Source organism: Saccharopolyspora tripterygii, assembly GCF_054778355.1.
This window is the reverse complement of sequence record NZ_BAAGZP010000018.1, coordinates 1-19,280: the sequence shown is the minus strand read 5'-3', so window position 1 is coordinate 19,280 and position 19,280 is coordinate 1. Positions and strand designations below refer to the sequence as shown.

The following is a 19,280-nucleotide window of genomic DNA, read 5'->3' as shown; positions in this document are numbered from 1 at the left end:
CAGCGGTGAACCGAGTTGTTACGAGAGCTGGTCGTGCATCCAATCGGCCATCTGCAGTCGGGGGCGGACGCCGAGGTTGTGACAGCAGTGGTCACCCTGGTTCTCAACCACGATGGTGAGCGGGGCGTTCGTGATGTGTTCGCGAACGGTGTCCACGAATGTCACGGGTACCTCGTCATAGACACCGTGCAGGATGTAGGTGGGGCATCGGATGTTACCGAGGACATGGCGGGTCTCCGTGGCCTTTTGAACGTGGTCACGGGCTTCCTCTAGGGTCGCGACCTTACTCACGTAACGCCAGCTCTCCTTGGTCAGGGGAGTCTCGGCGTCCCACGAATCCATGTCCGAAAAGCCTCCCCAGGACACGCATGCCGCGATGCGGTCATCGCAGGCAGCGGACTTGAGGGCGTAATTGCCACCGAGACTGCGCCCCAGCACACCGATAGCGGAGGAGTCGATGTCTTCCCTGCTGATGAGGTGGTCGACGACGGCAGAGGTGAAGGTTTCGAAATCAGCCGAGAGCGCCCGGAAAGGGAAGACCTCACCCTGGCCCGGGCCGTCGAACGTCACGGTCGCCATCCCACGCGCCAGCAGAAGGTCCTCCATCTGGCGGCTCTCTTCCTTGGTGCTTTCCAGGCCGCCGAGCAACACCACAGCTGGGTATGGCGCTGGCCGATCGGGAACGCGGACGTACACCCGCACCGGTACCCCATCGATGGTCAGGTCGACATGATGGGCAGGTGGATCGAGCAAGGTCGCGGCCTTGCGGTACAGCGCGGCCTTGCGCTCCTGTGCCGCAGCACGCTCTGACCCGAACCACAGGAACTGCGCATACTGGGCGGCGAGAGTGCCGAGGTAGAAGTACTCGCCAGCCGATCGGCGATGTTCTTCGGCGAGGGCCCTCTCCGCGAGCTCCTCGTATTCAGTGGCGCGGCCCATCCAATAGTCCAGCCAACTGAGATCACCAGGACGGTTGCGCGCCCCAACGAGATCGGCGAACGGGACGCCGTCGAGGATCAGGCGACCCCAGTTCAGCATTTCCTGCTCCGGGGTGGGCTCATGCGGCTCCGAGCGTACGCCGCCATCGGTAGTGGACACGGTGCTCCCTGAGTGAGTTCTGTGAAGCCTGGTAGAGGGCATGTCTTCGACATTGTGGGGAGTGGAGCGGTGGTGCGCGTTTGCACACAGCGCTGATTCGTCCGGGCTTTTTGTTGTTCTCTGCACACGCTGGCGACGGCACCTGCCGAGATAATGGGATAATGGCGGATACGACGAAGTCAGTCAGTACAGGTCAAGCGGATGACCAGCGCCGCTCGATGCGTTTCATCGGCCAGCCGGTGCGGCGGCGTGAGGACCACCGCCTGCTTACGGCCGCAGCGAGCTTTGCTGGCGATGTTGACCTTCCCGGCCAGCTACACTTGCGGATCGTCCGGTCGACCCACGCGCACGCACGGATCGCCGCCGTCGACGTGGAGCAGGCCAGGGAACAGCCCGGTGTCCGTCTCGTGTTGACCGGAGACGACCTCGCGAGCCTCGGCACCATCCCATTGGAGGAAGCCGGCTTCCACGAGATCTATCCGGACCTCGAGGCATTCACCCACCCTGTGCTGGCCGTGGACCGGGTGCTTTACGTCGGCCAGCCGGTTGCGGCGGTACTGGCTGACGACCCCTATTCGGCCGAGGATGCGGCGGAGCTGGTCGACGTCGACTATGAATCGCTGCCTGTTCTACTGGATCCGGTCGAGGCGGTGGAATCGGAAGTCGACCTGTTTCCCGGTTTCGGCAATGAGGGCGCGCGAATCGAGAAGACTTACGGTGAAGTCGCCCAGGCGTTTGCGGACGCTGCGCACGTCGTGCGCCACGATTACACTGTCGGAAGGCATTCCGGCGTCCCGATGGAGACCCGCAACTGTGTCGTCCAGCCCGATCCGGGTCGAGACGTCCTTTACATGTGGGGCACCGTCCATGTTCACGGGAACATGCGCATCCTCGCGCGTATACTCGGCATGCCCGAGACGAGCATCCGCATGCGCCACGTGGAGATCGGCGGGAACTTCGGCGTCAAGGGCGATGTCTTCCCGGAGTACGTCGTGGCCGCCTGGGCTGCGCGGCACCTTCGGAAGCCGGTTAAGTGGGTCGAGGACCGCCAGGAACACATGGTCGCCACCTCACACGCGCGCGAGCAGGTGCACCGTATGGAGCTCGCGTTGAACGGCGCCGGTGAGATTCTCGCCTTGCGGGATGAGATCTTCCACAATCACGGCGCGTTCTTCCGGCAGACCGAGCCGCTGGTCAGCGATATCACAGCCGGCATTGTGTGCGGTCCGTACCGAGTCCCGTCCTACGAGGCGACATTGCACGCTGTGTTCACGAACAAGACGCCGCTAGCCGCCTACCGGGGACCTGGGCGCTTCGAGTCGACCTTTGCGCGGGAACGGCTTCTCGATCTCGCCGCGATTGCAGTCGGCGTCAGCCGCATCGAGATCCGACGACGAAACCTTTTGCGCGAGAGCGACCTTCCCTGGTCGCCTGGTGTGACCATGGTGCACGAGCCGTTCCACTTCGACTCCGGCGACGTAGTCGATCACCTCGATCGCGCGTTGGCTGAGGCCAAGTGGGACGAGTGGGTTACCGAAGCGGAATCCCTGCGCAACGAGGGACGATACGTGGGAGTCGGCCTTGGCGTGCTGATGGACAAAGGGGGGCTCGGTCTCTACGAGACAGGATCGGTCGAAATCAGCCCTGCCGGTCGCGTCCGCGTGCTAACCGGAGCTTCCTCGGTGGGGCAGGGAGTCGAAACAGTTCTGGCGCAGATCGTCGCAGAGCAGCTCCAGATCGACCCCGCAGTTGTCGATGTCGAGCATAGTGACACCGAGCTGGTTCCGGACGGAGTCGGCTCGTGGTCGAGCCGCTCGACAGTGCTGGCCGGCGGCGCCGCACGGCAAGCGGCAATCCAGGTCGTCGAGAAGGCGAAACGCCTGGCTAGCAGCATGCTGGAAGCGTCTGAAGACGATCTCCATCTGGTTGATGGAGCGATCAGCGTCAAGGGTGCGGACGCTGGGCTCAGCTTGTTCGAGATCGCCGAGCGTTGGGACCCATTCACTGCACGGTCCGTCGATGATCAACCGGGCCTGCGTGCGGATGCGGCGTACCGGAACAATCTGATGAACTACCCGTACGGTGTCACGCTTGTGCAGCTCGAGATCGACCCGGAAACCGGTGGTCACGAGTTCCGTCGCTTTCTTACGACCACGGAGGCGGGGCGAGTCGTCAACCCGATGACGACTCGCGGCCAGATGATCGGTGCGGCCGTCCAAGGCATCGGCGGCGCCCTCTACGAGGAATTCACCTACGAGGACGACGGCCAGCCGACCGCAACCTCATTCATGGACTACTTGCTGCCGACCGCGCAAGAGATGCCGGACATCGACATCTTCATCACTGAACATGCGCCCTCACTGGATAATCCGCTCGGTGCGAAGGGGTTGGGCGAAGTCGGCCTGATCGCCGTCGGCGCCGCCGTGGCGAGCGCCGTCGACGATGCAGTCGGCGGTGGGCCGCACAGCGACCGTCTGCCCCTGCGTCCCGAAGACATCTTCATGCGATGTCGCGCGGCGCACGAACACGACAACTGACTTACCCCCTCATAACCACCCGAATCTGGCCCGGCGTCTTCGCGATTACGCCATCGAGGATGGGCTCGGTGGCCGGGGCCGGCACGAGCGCATTGCCACGTGCGACCGTGTCGCGCCTTCCGGCGATGTCAGGAGATACACAGCAATCAGGGCTGAGTTGTTCGTCAGTGCAATAGTGCGGTTGCTTGTATCGGGAGAGAGTTACATGCACCGGAACGAGGAAACCGAAACCGTGTCAAGGTAGGTGAAGTATGGACATCTCGCGCATCGCGGTAATCGGAGGCTCGATCTGCGGTCTTACCACGGCTCTGCTGCTGCGTGACGCAGGATTCGACGTGGACGTGTACGAGCGTTCGCGTAACCCGTTGTCCGGGTTCGGAAACGGCATCGTCGTGCAGCCTGAGCTCGTTCGTTACCTGGTGGAACACGGTACGCAGATCGAGTCGATCAGCGTCCCTTCCGCCTCGATGCGTTACGTGGATGCTGCGACGGGAGAAGAGCGGGGGTCTGTCTCCGCATCGTGGCGGTTCACCAGCTTTGACAGTGTCTATACTCGGCTGCTTGATCTCTTCGGCCGAGAGCGCTATCACCTCGGCAAGTCGCTGGTCGGTCTGGATCAGGACGAGCGTTCGGTACAGTTGCGCTTCGCTGACGGCAGTGATGCGTCCGCATGCTTCGCGGTGGGCGCCGATGGAGGCATGTCGGTTGTCCGGCAACGACTAATGGGCCTGACTCCGCAATACGCTGGCTATGTCACGTGGCGCGGTCTCGTTTACCAGGGCGATGTCTCCGAAAATACTTGGGGATATTTCGACGACGCATTCACGTATGGTCTTCTTCCAGACGGGCATTTGATCGCGTACCCGATTCCAGGGGAGAAGGAGACCGACGTGAAGCGTCTAAACTTCCAGTGGTACTGGAACATTCCCGAAGGGCGCGAGCTGGACGAGGTTATGACCGATTGCAATGGCATACGCCTGCCCGTATCGGTGCATTCACATGTGCTCTGCCCGCGGTTGAAAAGGACGTTGCACGAACGCAGCAAGGTACTTACACCACCCTTCCAGGAAATGGTGACCGGGGCGGATCAGCCCTTCGTCACGGTGGTCAACGATGCCGCCCCAAAGGCCACTGTGTTCGGCCGGGTCGCTCTAGCAGGGGACGCGGCAATCACGCCGCGGCCGCACGCTGCCGCCGGTTCGGCCAAGGCCGCGCATGACGCGTGGACACTGGCAGAAGCTTTGTCGACCTCGCCGCAGCAACGACCGGAGCGGATTAAGGAGTGGGAAGCCAATCAGCTCGCTGTCGGGCAGGCGTATCTTGGCAAGGTTCGCAAAATGGCGGCACGTCTACAGCACGGTGGTGAGTTCCCGCCGGGGCGCCCGGAATTTCGATTCGGCCTACCTGAATCAGCATAGGTAGCTGGATTGTCGTAGAAATAGAAAGCCAGGGTATAAGGACAAAGGGGTTCGGTAATGCTCATCGAAAACGAAGTGACGCTTCCTGTTCCGCCAGCTGAAGCATGGCCCGTGTTGCTTGACCTCGAACAGATCGCACCATGCTTGCCGGGTGCGAAGATCACCGCAGCCGACGGTGACATCTTCGAAGGAAAAGCAAAGATCAAAGTTGGCCCGATCACAGCTGAGTACAAGGGTGTGGCCGAGTTCGTCGAACGGAATGAGGAATCCCACCGGGCAGTCATCAAGGCCACCGGAAAAGATGCACGTGGACAAGGGAACGTTGCAGCTAATATTACCGCGAGTCTCGTGCCCGAGGGTTCTGGATCAAAGATCCTCGTGCAGACCGACCTAAACATCACCGGCAAGCTTGCACAATTCGGTCAGGGTGTCGTACAGGATGCAGCTGCCGGAATCATCGGCACATTCGCCCAGCGGCTCGGAAAGCTGTTGGCTTCCCAGAGCGGTGAGGAAGATTCGTCCGGCACGAGCGTGCCAAGCCAAGTCGGCGAGTCGGCGGCATCACGACGGGTGCACGAAGAGTGTGACACGCTTGATGTACTTAAGTTGGCGAGGGGCGTGTCGAAGAACCGATTGCCGTCAGTATCCCGACGAGCGGTTGCCCTGGTGAGCGTCGTTGCTGGTGTCGTCAGCGTGACTGCGGCTGCATCGGGGGCACGTTCGTCCGTTGTCGCTGTTGTTGCTGCTGGGATTGGGGCGTTCGCCGCAGGATACTCACTCGGTCTCTTCAACTCTGAGAGCTCACGCTCTGCAAGTGCGACAGAATGATGGTCGGCACCTGACCCGTGGCGAACTAGCCGACTGCCGGTATGGCGAGCATAAGGACTCCCGAGAGTAAGGGTTCCAGCTGGGAAGGTCGTCCATCAGGCTATCGGCCACGTTGACGTGCGCATGAACAAAGGCCGAAGGTGGATCCGTTTACCGCGGCGCTCGTCGGGCTAAACCCGGCCATACGGTTATGACGGACTGCTTAGGGGCTGTTTGATGAATCTGTACGGAAAAACTGCGTTGGTGACCGGTGGTGCCAGCGGTATTGGTGCCGTATGCGCTCGGCGTCTGGCGTTTGCCGGAGCTCGCGTGGTGGTACTGGACGTTCGCTCTGACGGTGCAAAGCAGATTGCCGAGGAGATCGGCGGCGAGGCACTCTTTGTGGATCTGGCAGATTTGGGGATGGTTGAGTCCGCGCTGGAGGGTCTTGAGGCAGACATCGTCGTCAATAACGCGGGCGTGCAGCATCTCGCACTTCTGGATGAGTTTCCGCCAGCGGAGTTCGACCGACTGCTGACGGTGATGCTGCTGGCTCCGTTCCGTATCACACGGGCGGTGCTGCCGGGAATGTATGCCCGGGGGTGGGGCCGATTTGTACACGTTACGTCGATCCGCGGAGTGCTTGGCGACGTGCGAAAAGGGGCCTATGTCGCGGCGAAGCATGGGGTTGAGGGCTTGTCGAAGACGATTGCCCTGGAGGGAGCCAAGCACGGTGTGACATCGAACTGCATCGCACCGGCATGGGTCGAAACCCCACTGACATACGACCTGGCCAACCGTCAGGCGCACCTGTACAACACCACTCCGGAGCGAATTGTCGAGGACGTCATGCTCGGCGGAGCAGCGATCAAAGAATTGGTCAGTGCCGAAGAGATAGCCGAGCTCGTGGCCCACCTGTGCTCGCCAGCCGCCCGCCACACGACAGGAACCTCTATTCCCGTTGATGGCGGGTGGCTAGCCGGGTAAGCAATGCGCGGAATGGTATCTATTGAGCGTGCCAATCAGCGTCGCTGCGTCGTAGCCGGTGTAGGCGCGTGAAGGAGGCCATGTCGTATCGCTCGGCTCACCTCGTCATCGACCTGCGGCGTCCGGGATTACCGGAAGTTCTGTCGACACAAATTGCAACTAACCGCCTATCAAAAGGGAGTCACCGGTGTCGCTGTATCGAATGGGGCTCATCGTGCCAAGCTCCAATACCACCATGGAGACCGAGATTCCTGAACTGTTGCGCCGATACAAGTCGGACCACACGTTCACGATCCATTCCAGTCGCGCCGTTCTACACACTGTCGATGCCGAATCGCTGCACCGGATGGTCGGGGAAGGTGACCGCTGCGCGGCCGAGCTCGCTGACGCCCGGGTCTCGGCCATCGGTTACGCGTGTCTGATCGCTCTTATGGCTGAAGGGCCCCGGGCCCACGAACGAATCGAACCCAGGTTGGCTGACGTTGCTGCGGCGGGCGGGAGCCCTGTGCCGGTCGTGAGTAGTGCTGGTGCTTTGGTCCGTACTCTGCTCGACCTCAAGCTTTCCCGGGTGGCGATGGTTACGCCCTACATGCCTGAGTTGACCAAGATGGTGGTTCAGTACCTGGCCGCGTATGACATCGAAGTGACTGACTCGGTCAGCCTCGGTGTCCCGGACAACCATCAAGTTGGTGTTCTCGACCCGTGCAACCTGCCCAGCCATGTTGAGCGACTCGACCTCAGTCGTGCCGAAGGGGTGGTGCTCTCGGCTTGCGTGCAAATGCCGTCCCTGCCAGCCGTGGAGACGGTGGAGAACAAAATTGGCCTCCCCGTGGTCACGGCCGCCACGTCCACCACACGTGAGTTGCTGCTCGCGGCCGACCTGCCGGCTCATATCAGCGGTGCCGGAGCCGCACTGCGCAACTGAGCTCTCCCTTGTTGGCCGGACTCGGGATGTGCCCGGGAGGTTGTTGTTCGCGCTCCCGCAGCGCGGGGTTGGCGTAGCAGGGGCGGTGCGCAGTCGTCTGCGGTTGTACCGGATGTTGGATCCAGGTGAGGATGACTTGGCGTGGATGAGTTCGACGATGAAGCGTTGTCGGTGCACGACTTCTCGTTCCAACGTGCGAAGGACGACTCCACGACCGCTGTCCTACCGGACACCGGCCGGTCCGTATCGGCTAATCGTAGTAGGCCGCTGGGACTCGAGACACGGCCGCTACCGCAAACCCGTCGGTCTTTTGGGAGTCGACGAAGCGGTAGCGGTCAGTCCATCTCGTAGTTCATCTTGTCAGCGGCCCGCTGCACCATGCCATGGTGTCAACGACGGTCGAAAATTGGTTCTTCCCACTTTCGGTGATCATCGTTGGGTGCGATAAGCCGAAGTTCGTGATCTTGGACGAGATGGCAGGAAACTTGCTGAGGGCGCTGTTTCCCCAGTTGGAGCAGGTGCGGCTTGAACGGCTGACAGCCGAAGAAGGAGCTGTGCGGTTTGAGGCGGCCGCGTGCGCGCCGTCGGCGGCGTGCCCTGGCTGTGGCATCTCGTCCGATCGCGTGCATAGCCGTTACGAGCGGCGCGTCGCTGATCAGTGCGTCAGCGGCCGGGAAGTGGTGATCCGGTTACGCGTCAGGCGTTTCCGGTGCGGTAACGCTGATTGCTCACAACGGATTTTCGTAGAGCAGGTTGCTGGCCTGACCGAACGCTACCAACGTCGCACCCCCTCCTTGACCAGGTTGTTGGCCGACGTGGCGCTGGCGCTGGGCGGCCGCGCCGGGGCGCGGATGACCCGTCGGCTGGCGGCTGAGGTCTCCCACATGACCCTGTTGCGGCTGCTGCGGGCGCTGCCCCTGCCCGAGACCGGCGATCTGGTGGAGGTCGGGGTCGACGATTTCGCCCTGCGCCGCGGACACCATTACGGCACTGTGTTGATCGACATTCGCACCCACCGCCCGGTCGACCTCTTGGCCAACCGCACCGCCTACACCGTGGCCGCCTGGATCGCACGGCACCCGGGTGTGGAGGTCGTCTGCCGGGACCGCGCCGGGGCCTACGCCGACGCGGCAGCCCGCGGCGCACCGCAGGCGATCCAAATCGCTGACAGGTGGCACCTGTGGCACAACCTGGGTCAGGCCGTCGAAAAGGCCGTCGCCCGCCACCGCGCAGCGCTCCAGATGCCCGAGCCCACCTCGGTGCCATCAAGCACGGCCGGGCCCTGCGCGATGCCAGCGGTGCCACCCGGTCCAGCGCCAGTCGCGCCCGTCGACCGCAAAGACCGCATCGCGCACCGCACCCGGACCCGCCACCGCCAGATACACGACCTGCTGGACCAGGGCCTAACGCTGAGGGCGATCACCAAGCAGCTTGGACTGTCGCGGGGCACCGTGCGGCGCTTCGCCCGCGCCGATCGTCCAGACGAACTGCTGGTCAACAACGGAACCGGACACCGCGCCAGCCTGCTGGAGGCATACAAGCCCTACCTACACCAACGTTGGGAGGCTGGCTGCACAAACGCCACCCGCCTCTGTCAGGAGATCACCGCTCGGGGATACACGGGCGGCTTCACCGTCGTCCGCGACTACATCCGCCGCCTGCGCACCACACCCCGGCACGTCCCGCCGCCGGCACCGAAGCCACTTACCGTCCGGCGGGCCACCAGCTGGCTGATGACCGCCCCGGAGAACCTGGACGCCAGGCGCGGCAAGAGCTTCAGGACATCCTTGACCGCAGCCCGGAACTGGCCGTGCTGGCCGAGCACGTCCGCCGGTTCGCGCACATGGTTTGCCACCTCGCCGGCGAGCGCCTGCCCGACTGGATCGCCTCCGCCAAGCGCACCGCATCAGCGAGCTGCGCTCCTTCGCCGCCGGCCTCGAGCGCGACTTCGACGCCGTGCGCGCCGGGCTGACCCTGCCCCACAGTTCAGGGGCCGTCGAGGGCCAGGTGAACAGGATCAAAATGCTCAAACGCCAGATGTCCGGCCGCGCCAACCTTGACCTGCTCCGCATCCGCGTCCTCCACCACACCTGACCGACGCTGCGAGAAAGATCATCAAAAGTGAGACAGAACCAGTATTTCAACCACCGTCGACACCATGGTTTGTTCCCAGCTCCGTAGGGTTGGGACGGGAACGCTCATCAGCGACCGCGATGCGCTGGCTGAAGCAGGCATCCAAGCCGTCCATTGCATCGGGGACGCGATGTCGCCGCGCCCGCTGGCCGAGGTGACGTTCGAAAGTCACCGAGTGGCGAGCGAGTTCGAGTCGCCCGAACCCGCGATCGCGCTCCCATACAAGCGCGAGCCGCTGCGGCTGGTTCTGGAGGGGGCACTCAGCACTTGCAGGACTGATCTCGGCGACGAAACCCCGGGGATCAGGCAATTGGAGAGCCACAACCTCAGCCAGCGAGGGAGCTTTCAATCAGCATCTCCTCACATCGATGCAGATGCCGGATCTCTGCCCAGGACTCCACGCTGATCACTCCCTATGCATCAGGGAGTGGGTCCACGGATGCGGCTCCGGGAGCGCACGAAGCTGCGGATGGAGCGTGTCCTGCTCAATCGAGCCACGGGCTTTAGGGTTTCGATCGAGCCGATTCGCCAGTGTGGTCCCGCAGTGCGGGAGTCGCGAGAGGGCAAGTCTGCAGGCACGACTCCCGAAGCCAAGCGAGAGAAGCAGCTCGATCGTCAGAACCGCGAGCTGCGGCGCGTGAAGGAGATCTTCAGAAGTCCGCCACCTCCTTCGGGGGGAGTCGGCGACCAACGCGAGAAGTAGCCGCGTTCAGCGACGGGAACTCGCGCGCCTAATTTGGCCGCCTTCTCGGGGGTGATCATGGCTGGTGAATGTGCCGACCACACGCGACGCCGAGGAGTGGCCGACGCGAGGACGCCAGGTACGTCCGGTATGGAACCTGCTTGATCGTCGTCTTGGCCGCGCACCCGGGCCGGGCGCAACGCGTGATAGTTCGGCGCGATCGCCCCGCCTTGTCGCGCCAAGCTTCTCGGCAAGGCCTGTGGGAGGCTTTGAAGGAGACCGACGAGCGTGTCGCTCGCGTTGGAGGGCAGTCATATGCGTCGATGAGATCGATCGGCGACGCATATGACTGCCCTCTCTGAAATCGACGATCGGCTGTTCAAGACCGAAGCGATCCGTGACAGTCCACCGGTCCGCACCGGGAAGCTGAAGACGGCCGACTACGTCGAGTGGGCGCCGCCGGTTGAGCCGCGGCACCACACCAGGACAGTGGTTCGTGTCTTGGTGTGCTGTACCTGCCTGTCGGGCACTGAGCGGATCGATTAGGGATCAGCCGAGCTCATCCGCGGGGATCTCGGACTGGACCTTGCGGGAGCGCCGGTTGAACTGCATCCGGATGGGCACGACCACAAGTAGCGCTAGGGCGATTGTGATGGGAGCGGCCCAGGTCATCGCGTCGAGGGAGGTACCTGTGGGGCTCAGCACGGCACTCAGCCACACGTAGCCGATGCCCGCCGCCCCAATGACGCAGACGAAGACCATGCCGGCGCGAAGCTCGTGTCGGCGAGCCAGCATGACGATCGCGCCGACACAGATGAGCACGTACGGGATGACCCAGTAGTACGGGAACAGGGCGGCGACGTGGGTGTATACCTCGAGCGGGGTGCCGCCGCTGAACCCGGCCAACGCGATCGGAACGATTGTCGAGAGCACGGCGATGGCGACGATCGCTCGTACGGGTGTGTGACGCTTCCCGTCAACGTGCGCCAGGTACTTCGGCAGCATGCCGTCGACGGCCATCGTGGCCCACACACGCGGCGCGTAGTTCATGAATCCGAGGACCACCGAGTAGCAGATGATGGCCAGGAACAGGTCTGCCACCGGGGCGAGCGCCCCGAGTCCGGCGTTGTCGGCCATCGCGGAGAGGGGGGACTCCCCGGTCGCGGTGGCATCGGCGATCTCCGGCAGAACGGGTACGGAGAGCAGTGTCGCGATGACTCCGACGCTCCCGACGATCAGCGGCACCAGCGTCATCAATCGCGGAACTGTACGCATCGGATTCTTGGTCTCCAACGCCGTGGCGGCACTGGACTCGAAACCCACGAAGAAGGTGGCCGACAGGACGATGCCGAAGAAGAACCCGCTGAGGGTGAACTCACCGAAGTTGAACTGCTCCGAGAAGGTGAAGCCGTCCGTGAAGACGTTGGCCACCAGGATGATTGCGACGATGGGTGCGGAGGCGAAGAGCAGGCCGATGCTCAGCCGGGTGGAGGTATCGAGCCCGCGGATAGCGAACCCAGCGATGCTCAGCATAGCCAGCACCCACATGATCGTTTGACCTCCCAAGCCGTTGGCCGCGGGAAGGTCGAAGACGGTGGCAATGAAACTCCCGGCGTACACGCCGAAGACCTGCAGACAGACGATTACACCGGTGGCGTAGCCGACGGCCAGGGACGCACCTGCGACGGCACTCGCCTTGGACCCCAACTCGTGACCGATGTAGGAGTACAGAGCGCCGGATACCACGTAGCGCCGGGCGAACGGCACGATCGCCATGCCGATGAACGTGACGAGGGCGGTACCGGCGAGAACGGACAGCCAGGCATTGGCGCCGGCGACCCCACCGGCTAGGTGTACTGACCTGAGAGGTTGTGTACGCGGCTGGCGGGTGGTTGGCCTGCGAGTGCGGTGTGGCCGCGGTGGTGGTTGTAGAAGTGCAGCCAGGTGGGCAAGGCGGCGCGGCGTTGGGTCTCGGAGTCGTAGGGGCGGTCGTAGGCCCATTCGTCGAGCAGGGTGCGGTTGTAGCGCTCGACTTTCCCGTTGGTCTGGGGCCGGTAGGGACGTGTGCGTTTGTGCGTGATTCCGGCTCCGGCGAGGGCGTCTTTCCAGACGCGGGAGGTGTAGCAGGCGCCGTTGTCGGTCAGGACTCGTTCGACGGTGATTCCGTAGGTGCTGAAGAAGGTCTGGGCTCGTCGCCAGAACGCGACAGCGGTCTCTTTGCGTTCGTCGGGCAGGATTTCGCTGTAGGCCAGCCTGGAGTGATCGTCTACGGCGTTGTGCAGGTAGCTGTAGCCCACATGACTGTTGCCGTTGTGGTCGAGCGTCTTGCCCGGCGTGCGGGTTCGATGGCGTGTCCCGGCCTGGCGGCCCACAGCCCGGTGCCCGCCTCCGTCGGGAATGTTGCCCAGCTTCTTGATGTCGACATGCACCAACTCGCCCGGCGTGGCGTGCTCGTAGCGGCGCACGACCCGGCCAGTGGCCCGATCCAGGTGCCTCAGGCGAGCGATGTTGTAGCGGGTGAGTACCCGGTGCACCGTGGACGGGTTCAGGCCCAGCAGCCCGGCGATCCGTGCCGGCCCCCACCTGCGCAGCACACGGACCTTGATGACCCGCCGTTCCAGACGCGACGGTGTGCGGCGCGGACTGTGCCACGGTCGGCTCGACCGGTCGACCATGCCGGCTTCCCCGGCCACCCGATAGCGATCAGCCCACCGTTTGGCGCAGGTCACCGACACCTGAAACCGCTCCGCGGCCCGACGCAGCACCCACCCGTCCTCCACGACACACCGGGCCAAGCGCAGCCTGCCTGTCTCGGTCAACGGGGCGTTACGGTGACACACGAGGACCTCCTGCGTGTTCGGCGTGTGATGTGGTGATCCACACCGAACCCGGAGGTCCTCACTCATTCCAAGATCATCCGTCCCGTGTCCCGTACACAACCTCCCGAGGCACTACAGCTAGGGCGGGTGCGGTGGCCGCCATGAGCACCGGGCTGAAGGTGACGACGGCTAGACCCAGCGCCTTGGGCAGGCTCAGCGTCCCCTGCTGGAGGCCACTAAGTTCCTCATGACCATCCGATGTTGGTTCCGTGACGTCTGATGGCATTTCTTCTCCTAGTGAGTCGGTTGCTCAGCAGGGGAAGTATGAACGCGGTCACACTCTTGGGATTTGGTCCTATCGTGCAAACTGGCTTGCGACATTGCCGAGTTTGGTAAGGGTCTGCTCGAAGGCGTCGACGTACTTTATGCGCTCGCCATGGTCAGCGGCGGGGGATGCTGAACTGCCATGGGAGGTGTGTCCGGGCTTGTCCTCGCCGATCAGCGGACAGCGGCGCGCCGAGACAGCGGTCGCCCACGGAGATCGACATCAGCCGCTGGGGCGGCGCTTGGAGTGCCGGTTTGTCCAGTGTCCGCCCCTGGACTTCGATCAGTGCTGACGGTGACGTCCACGGGCCGAGTAGCCCAGAGCAGCCACGTCGATCGGGATTCAAGCGAGCGATTCTCGTACCAGCGCTCCAATTACGATCCTGCCGGTGGAGGATGAAGCTTTTCGCCACACCACGCGGTCAAAGCTCCATCCGCCGACACCCGCGCCTGGGGATACTTGGAACGAGGGCCCAACGCTTCTGGCGACGCAAATGCGCATCCTCTACGTGTGGCGGTCTACCGCGCCGCGATCAACAAAGAGGCGCCTCCAACCGATGGCATGCTATTCCAGGTTGACTCCTACACTCTCCAGTTCCTTCCTGATCTGCCTATGGAAGTGGAAGACGTTGTTCTCAGTCGGCACTTGAATGCGTCCTGAGATGAAGGCTTCAGCGGCGAGTCCGTCCTGCATGCGCCCTACGATCCATGCGTCCTCGAACATCGCTCTGTCCAACGGATCGTGGATGTCCTCGTGAGCGGTCTCGCCCGGAGCGAGAAGGATGTGTGCTCTGACGATGGACCGATCTACTCCTCGTGGGACGATCACGAGCACGACCACATGGTCTGGACTGCAAAGGAACTGCACGTTAGGAAAGACCCGCCACAGGCGCAACCTCTTCTTTCCTTCGCGGTCAACCGCCGGCAGGGGTGCCCGGTTCCCGGAGTCGCCGAGGACAGACAGGTCCTCGTCGCCTCGACGCTCGACGTAGTACCACGTGGACAGTGGATCCGTTGTTTCGCCGTAGACGAAACCATCGAGGCGGAGATCGTCTCCCAGGGACCCGTGGACGAAAGGAATGTGGTAGGCCTCCGCCAGGTTCTCAGCGACAAGCTTCCAGTTCCCCGGAAACTCGTAATCCGTGGAACGAACGCATCGCAACGCGGATACGCCATAGCCGAGGAGCTCCGACGGGACCTCAGGGACCAACTCATCGAGACCTGGAGCATCGCCGGACAAGTTGACAAAAACCACACCTTGCCACACCGTGAGTCGGACGGGAACCAAAGCAGCCTCGCGCCGATCGAACCCTTGCACCCGCTCGAACCACGGTGCGTAGTCAAGTTGACCATCCACCCCGTAGCGCCATCCGTGATTCGGGCAGACGAACTCGTCGACGCGGCCTGCGCCTGTGCACAGAAGAGTTCCGCGGTGCATACAGGTGTTGTAGAAGGCCGCGACGTCGCCATTTCCACTTCGGACGACCAGCAAAGGTTGTCCGGCAACCTCGGTCGTGAAGTACGAGCCTGTATCTGGAATCTGGCCCGCAACTCCGACGGCCACCCAATGACGCTTAAACACGGTCGCCTGCTCGGCTTCTGCCACTGACTGGTCGACGTACGCCCTGCGCGGAAGGCATCGTGCTTGCGCTAGGCCGTCTAGCTCCTCATCGCTAGAACCCCAGCTGATTTCCGTACTCATGTGATCTCCTTGAGTAGGGGTGCTGATTCTCTGGAGCGCGTCGCGCTGTGTGCGCATTCCGCGTCACCGGCAGCACCGCCTGAAGTCTGAGACGCGGACCTAGCTCCGATCTGGGCCGCGTTCTCACGGGTGATCACCGGTTGTGGATCGCCGACCAGAGCGTGCCCCTGGTGCTCGAGACGCTCTGGAGATGTGTTGTGCTGGCGAGATGGCGAAGGGGTCGGAGAGATCGCTGCGGCCCCAGCGATCGCAACCGTCACGCACGGGTGCGGCAGAGCGCTCGCTAGACCGTGGACGGTGAGACCGAAGTCGTCCGCGAATCCGCCTGCAGCGGTCCGCGGACGGCTTCGGGCGACGTCGGGCTCCCCATGCTGCGACGGCGTGCTGGCGCTAGCCACGGGCGGTTGCCTGCTAACTCTGTGAAACTTACACCCGGCCCTGCTCTGTCCTCGTCAGGAGCGTGGCGTGAATGGGAGTCTTCGTGACGCTGGCTCGACACCACCGCCGCGATGTCACCGCGCCTGTTGGTTATGGTTTCGTGAAGCGGCATTCCAACGTGGTTGGCTCTGCTGCTGTGAGTGCGGTGTTCAGATCTGTCTGGTCGCGGTAGGTCCGGTCAGGAATGCGTTGGGCGGAAAGGGTTGCCACCACGTCACCGTCGAAAGGGAACGGGTCGACGGTGACGACTCCAGGCTTGATCGGGTTGATGGTGAGGTCGACTCTGCGGCCACCGACGGCGGTAGGGGCGAGTTGAATTGTGCGCGGTCCGGGTTGTTGGTCGATGCTGCTCAACTGCGATGCCAGTGGAACTGCGGGCGAGCTGTCCGGTGTGATGTCGCCCAGCGCCGTGTAAAGGGAGAATAGGTCCCAAATCTGCAGCAGGTCGTAGTGGTACCACAGGTTAGCTTCGAAGTCGCTGCGAATGGTGTTTTTGATCAGAGACTTCTTCGTCTCTGCCCAGCGCTGTTCTTCGTCGGCAACGTGCTGCTCACGGATCTTGTCCAGCGGGGTGGCTGCCGGCTTGATGCCCACGCCGCCTTCCTGCATGCCCCACCGGTTTCGGTACAGCCCGGTCCAGTGCATGCTGACGAGCAAGCCGGCGTAGGCGTCCTCGGCGTAGACCCGGTCCACGCCTCGTTGGTACAGCGGCATGTGCTCTTCCATAGCGACTTCCAGGAAGTGCAGCGGGCGCTGTTCCTCAGTGTTGAACAGAGGCTCGGCGTCGGCTTCACGCCAGCCGTCATCGTGGCGTGCGGTGCCAAGCTGGACGTTCTCGCGCCGGGTTGGTGCGTCGAAGCTGGAGTTTCCCCAGCGGGTGGTGAACTCGCCGGCGAGCCTGCCGTGTTCGTTCTGGTCCACCAGGACCAGGTCGTCGCCGCGTCGGGTGATTAGCATCTTAAGGTTCCTTTTCGCCGGGGCGGATTAGTGTGAGTTTTGGGTGTCGATAGAGATTGGGTTTCGCTGTAATGTTTCGCGCTAGAAATGGGGGCTTTCTTGCCCGCGTCGCGAATCGACCTTTTCAGTCCTCCCCGCGGAGTATTGTCTCGGCCTCTGCGAAAGAGGTGACTTGCCCATATTTGGCATCCATATCGAACAAAGCCGCCTCATGGGGTTCAGTGGCCCGATCGGCTACCGCAGTGCGAGGCACGACTGTGCGGTAGCCATGCTGCAGCGCATCGACCACGGTGGCGCGCACGCATCCAGAAGTGGTCGCTCCGGTGACGACTACCCCGTCGCAGGCGTGACCTGCAAGGAACGGTGCCAGGCTGGTTCCAAAGAAACCTGAGGCAAACAGCTTGCTCAGGACCGGTTCCCCTGGGGCCGGTGCGATACGTTGATCAATCTGCGTCCAATGGGTGCCGGTAACGCACTCCCGCAGCGCGGGCATCTTCTCGAGAAACGGCGCTGCGATGGCTGCGGTGCTCTCGTCGTACTCGATTCGGGTGAACACTCGTGGCACATCGCGTGTCCGCGCCACGTTCAGTAGCTTCGCAGTATCAGCTACTGCCTCGTCTGCGTCGCATCCCAAGTCGGAGTCGGCTTCGGTAAACCCGTACGTCAGATCGACGATCACCAGTGCTGGTCGAGTGATCGGTGTCTGCCTCTCCCCGATTCGTCGTTCACGGTACAGCTGCGCTGCCTTGACAGCCATCGGTAATCTCCTTTCCTGTTCAATGAGTTGCACCTTCAGCGCATGCGCTACTTGCAAGGGCTATCCGACGAGATCGATTTCAGCGATCGTCTCAGGGTTCAGCGGCAGGTGGCATGTCCCATAAGGGCTTTGCCGACTAGTCAAACATCTGTGTGCGCCTGGGGACTTGCCGGAAGTTGACTAGGTTCGTCCCAACTTTGTCTACCTTGTGCAAAAGACGTCGGCCCGCGAAGCGCCGAGGATGCTCCTGTGACATGCGACTGAGGCTCCGCGCTGTTGGTTATGAAAAGGAGATTCGCGCATGGCTGAGGTCAGTAAGTTCGACGTAGTCGTCGTCGGTGGAGGTTATGCCGGAGTCACCGCGGAACGCGACCTGGCAGACCGAAGTTGCGCGGTCGCCCTTCTCGCGGCACACGACCGGACGGGGGCAGCGCCTGCTCCAGGACGTCCAAGGCGCGCGAGAGGTATCGAGTTCGGTGGCGCGTGGATCGCCGCCGACTGCATACCGAACGCAGCCAAAGAGAGCGAGCGGTACGGCATTCCTTTCATGCAGAGCGCCAACCAACTACAGGCGCCTCTATGGGGACTCGCTCACCGGCTATCCGGTTCCCGCTGGGGAAGTCGCCGCGCTCGAAGGCGCCTGACTCGCGAGAGCGCGGGCTGCTGAGTGCATGTCTCGTCGCTTGCCCTTCACCTGCAGCCGTTGGCCATGCGTATGCTCAGCCGGGTGGTCTGTGCTCACCTCCCCCTTACACGCAGCCGTTGGGTGACCGCGACTGCTAACCAGGCTCAGTTTCCGGCGGCGTTGGAACTTCCTGCACGCACGTACGGGTTCGGTTCATCCTCGCGGCGATTTCAACTTTTGTCGGCGGCCTGCCCCCACGATTTCTCTGCGTTGCCGGTATGGGCGGCGTGATGTGCCGAGCTGGGGAAGTGCGAGACGGCGCTGATCTCGAGCCAGGATGCGGGCGGTGATCCTGATGCCGATGCCGCCGAATAAGTTGATCGGAGCATAGGTCTGGCCGGAAAGATTCGGCCAAGCGTGGCTCAGAGAAAGCCGATCGGTGCGCCGGTCGTTCTTCTTCACCTGGCAACAGGGGTGGTTACGCTACCTCCGGAGGAGATGGTCATGGGTGGTGCGCCGGCGTCGGCCTCGGTAGAGCGAGTGTCGGCGTCGTCTCCGATCTCGGTCATGAGCCGGGCGCCGCTCAGATCGCCGTGGCAGGGCACAGGTGCGGCATGGTATGAGGAAACCGTTCTCGGCACTAGAGCCACTGAAGTCGTGCTACCGCAGCAGGCCGCCACCCTGTCCCTGCCTGCTGGCCCCAGCTCGAGGCCGCGGACAAGATCGAGTTAACGCTCGATGCTCAGTATCGGTGATTGGTAGAACGCCCCACCAGCCGCCACCGCGCTGCTTACGCCGGACTCGTGCCGGTGCCCTGACGTGCCAGCCCCCGCATCAGCGGTGAACACCTAGACGACCAAGCAACTCGGCCCCCGCTTCTCGGTTGCCGTGCTCGGGGCATTGCGCGGCTGACGTTCTTCACCAGAGCCCGTGGCCTCATCGACCAGGTGCACCGTACACGCGTGAATTGTTTAGCGGATGTCAGCACTTCGAACTTCTCGTGCCTCAGGCTTAGAGCCTGTTCCTGAACTGATCTTGGTCGGCGGGGGCGCTGCGGAGTTGAGAAGGGAC

Annotated in this window: 12 protein-coding genes and 2 pseudogenes; 7 read left to right on the top strand and 7 right to left on the bottom strand. The window is 62.9% G+C overall.

What is annotated here, in order from left to right:
* Positions 1–18: 18 nt before the first annotated feature.
* The gene (locus ACYVF3_RS13945) at positions 19–1,098 is read right to left on the bottom strand and encodes an alpha/beta hydrolase family protein (RefSeq protein WP_406689283.1); all 1,080 of its coding nucleotides are present in this window, start codon (positions 1,096–1,098) and stop codon (positions 19–21) included.
* Positions 1,099–1,259: 161 nt separating this feature from the next.
* On the opposite strand from ACYVF3_RS13945, the gene ACYVF3_RS13940 reads away from it, so the two are divergent.
* The 7 genes and pseudogenes from ACYVF3_RS13940 to ACYVF3_RS13910 form a co-directional block, all read left to right on the top strand.
* Complete coding sequence (locus tag ACYVF3_RS13940) at positions 1,260–3,635, top strand: xanthine dehydrogenase family protein molybdopterin-binding subunit (protein WP_406689284.1); 2,376 nt, start codon at positions 1,260–1,262, stop codon at positions 3,633–3,635.
* 251 nt (positions 3,636–3,886) lie between these two features.
* On the top strand, positions 3,887–5,053 hold the full coding sequence (locus tag ACYVF3_RS13935; protein WP_406689285.1) for an FAD binding domain-containing protein: 1,167 nt from the start codon (positions 3,887–3,889) through the stop codon (positions 5,051–5,053).
* A gap of 57 nt (positions 5,054–5,110) precedes the next feature.
* Positions 5,111–5,881 (top strand): SRPBCC family protein, encoded by a 771-nt coding sequence (locus ACYVF3_RS13930; RefSeq protein ID WP_406689286.1) that lies wholly within the window; start codon positions 5,111–5,113, stop codon positions 5,879–5,881.
* A gap of 216 nt (positions 5,882–6,097) precedes the next feature.
* The gene (locus tag ACYVF3_RS13925) at positions 6,098–6,847 is read left to right on the top strand and encodes an SDR family oxidoreductase (RefSeq protein WP_406689287.1); all 750 of its coding nucleotides are present in this window, start codon (positions 6,098–6,100) and stop codon (positions 6,845–6,847) included.
* Between the two features lie 187 nt (positions 6,848–7,034).
* Entirely contained in the window at positions 7,035–7,772 is a 738-nt protein-coding gene (locus ACYVF3_RS13920; RefSeq protein WP_406689288.1) for a maleate cis-trans isomerase family protein, read from the top strand.
* Between the two features lie 383 nt (positions 7,773–8,155).
* Positions 8,156–9,001: pseudogene (locus ACYVF3_RS13915) on the top strand (ISL3 family transposase); the annotation flags it as partial.
* Between the two features lie 685 nt (positions 9,002–9,686).
* Positions 9,687–9,866 (top strand): annotated as a pseudogene (locus ACYVF3_RS13910) (ISL3-like element ISAzba9 family transposase); the annotation flags it as partial.
* 1,270 nt (positions 9,867–11,136) lie between these two features.
* Here the strand turns inward: ACYVF3_RS13910 and ACYVF3_RS13905 are convergent.
* The 6 genes from ACYVF3_RS13905 to ACYVF3_RS13880 form a co-directional block, all read right to left on the bottom strand.
* Positions 11,137–12,531: an APC family permease gene (locus tag ACYVF3_RS13905; RefSeq protein ID WP_461154994.1), complete on the bottom strand. Its 1,395-nt coding sequence runs from the start codon at positions 12,529–12,531 to the stop codon at positions 11,137–11,139.
* Positions 12,435–13,427, bottom strand: a complete 993-nt coding sequence (locus tag ACYVF3_RS13900) for an IS481 family transposase (protein WP_461154651.1) — start codon at positions 13,425–13,427, stop codon at positions 12,435–12,437. Before ACYVF3_RS13900 ends, ACYVF3_RS13905 begins: the two co-directional genes overlap by 97 nt.
* An 868-nt stretch (positions 13,428–14,295) precedes the next feature.
* The gene (locus ACYVF3_RS13895; protein ID WP_461154650.1) at positions 14,296–15,432 is read right to left on the bottom strand and encodes an aromatic ring-hydroxylating oxygenase subunit alpha; all 1,137 of its coding nucleotides are present in this window, start codon (positions 15,430–15,432) and stop codon (positions 14,296–14,298) included.
* A gap of 528 nt (positions 15,433–15,960) precedes the next feature.
* A complete protein-coding gene (locus ACYVF3_RS13890) occupies positions 15,961–16,827 on the bottom strand; it encodes a DUF3891 family protein (protein ID WP_406689292.1) in 867 nt (288 codons plus the stop codon).
* Between the two features lie 124 nt (positions 16,828–16,951).
* Entirely contained in the window at positions 16,952–17,584 is a 633-nt protein-coding gene (locus tag ACYVF3_RS13885) for an isochorismatase family protein (RefSeq protein WP_406689293.1), read from the bottom strand.
* An 838-nt stretch (positions 17,585–18,422) separates the two neighbouring features.
* A complete protein-coding gene (locus ACYVF3_RS13880) occupies positions 18,423–18,671 on the bottom strand; it encodes a hypothetical protein (RefSeq protein ID WP_406689294.1) in 249 nt (82 codons plus the stop codon).
* Positions 18,672–19,280 lie beyond the last annotated feature (609 nt).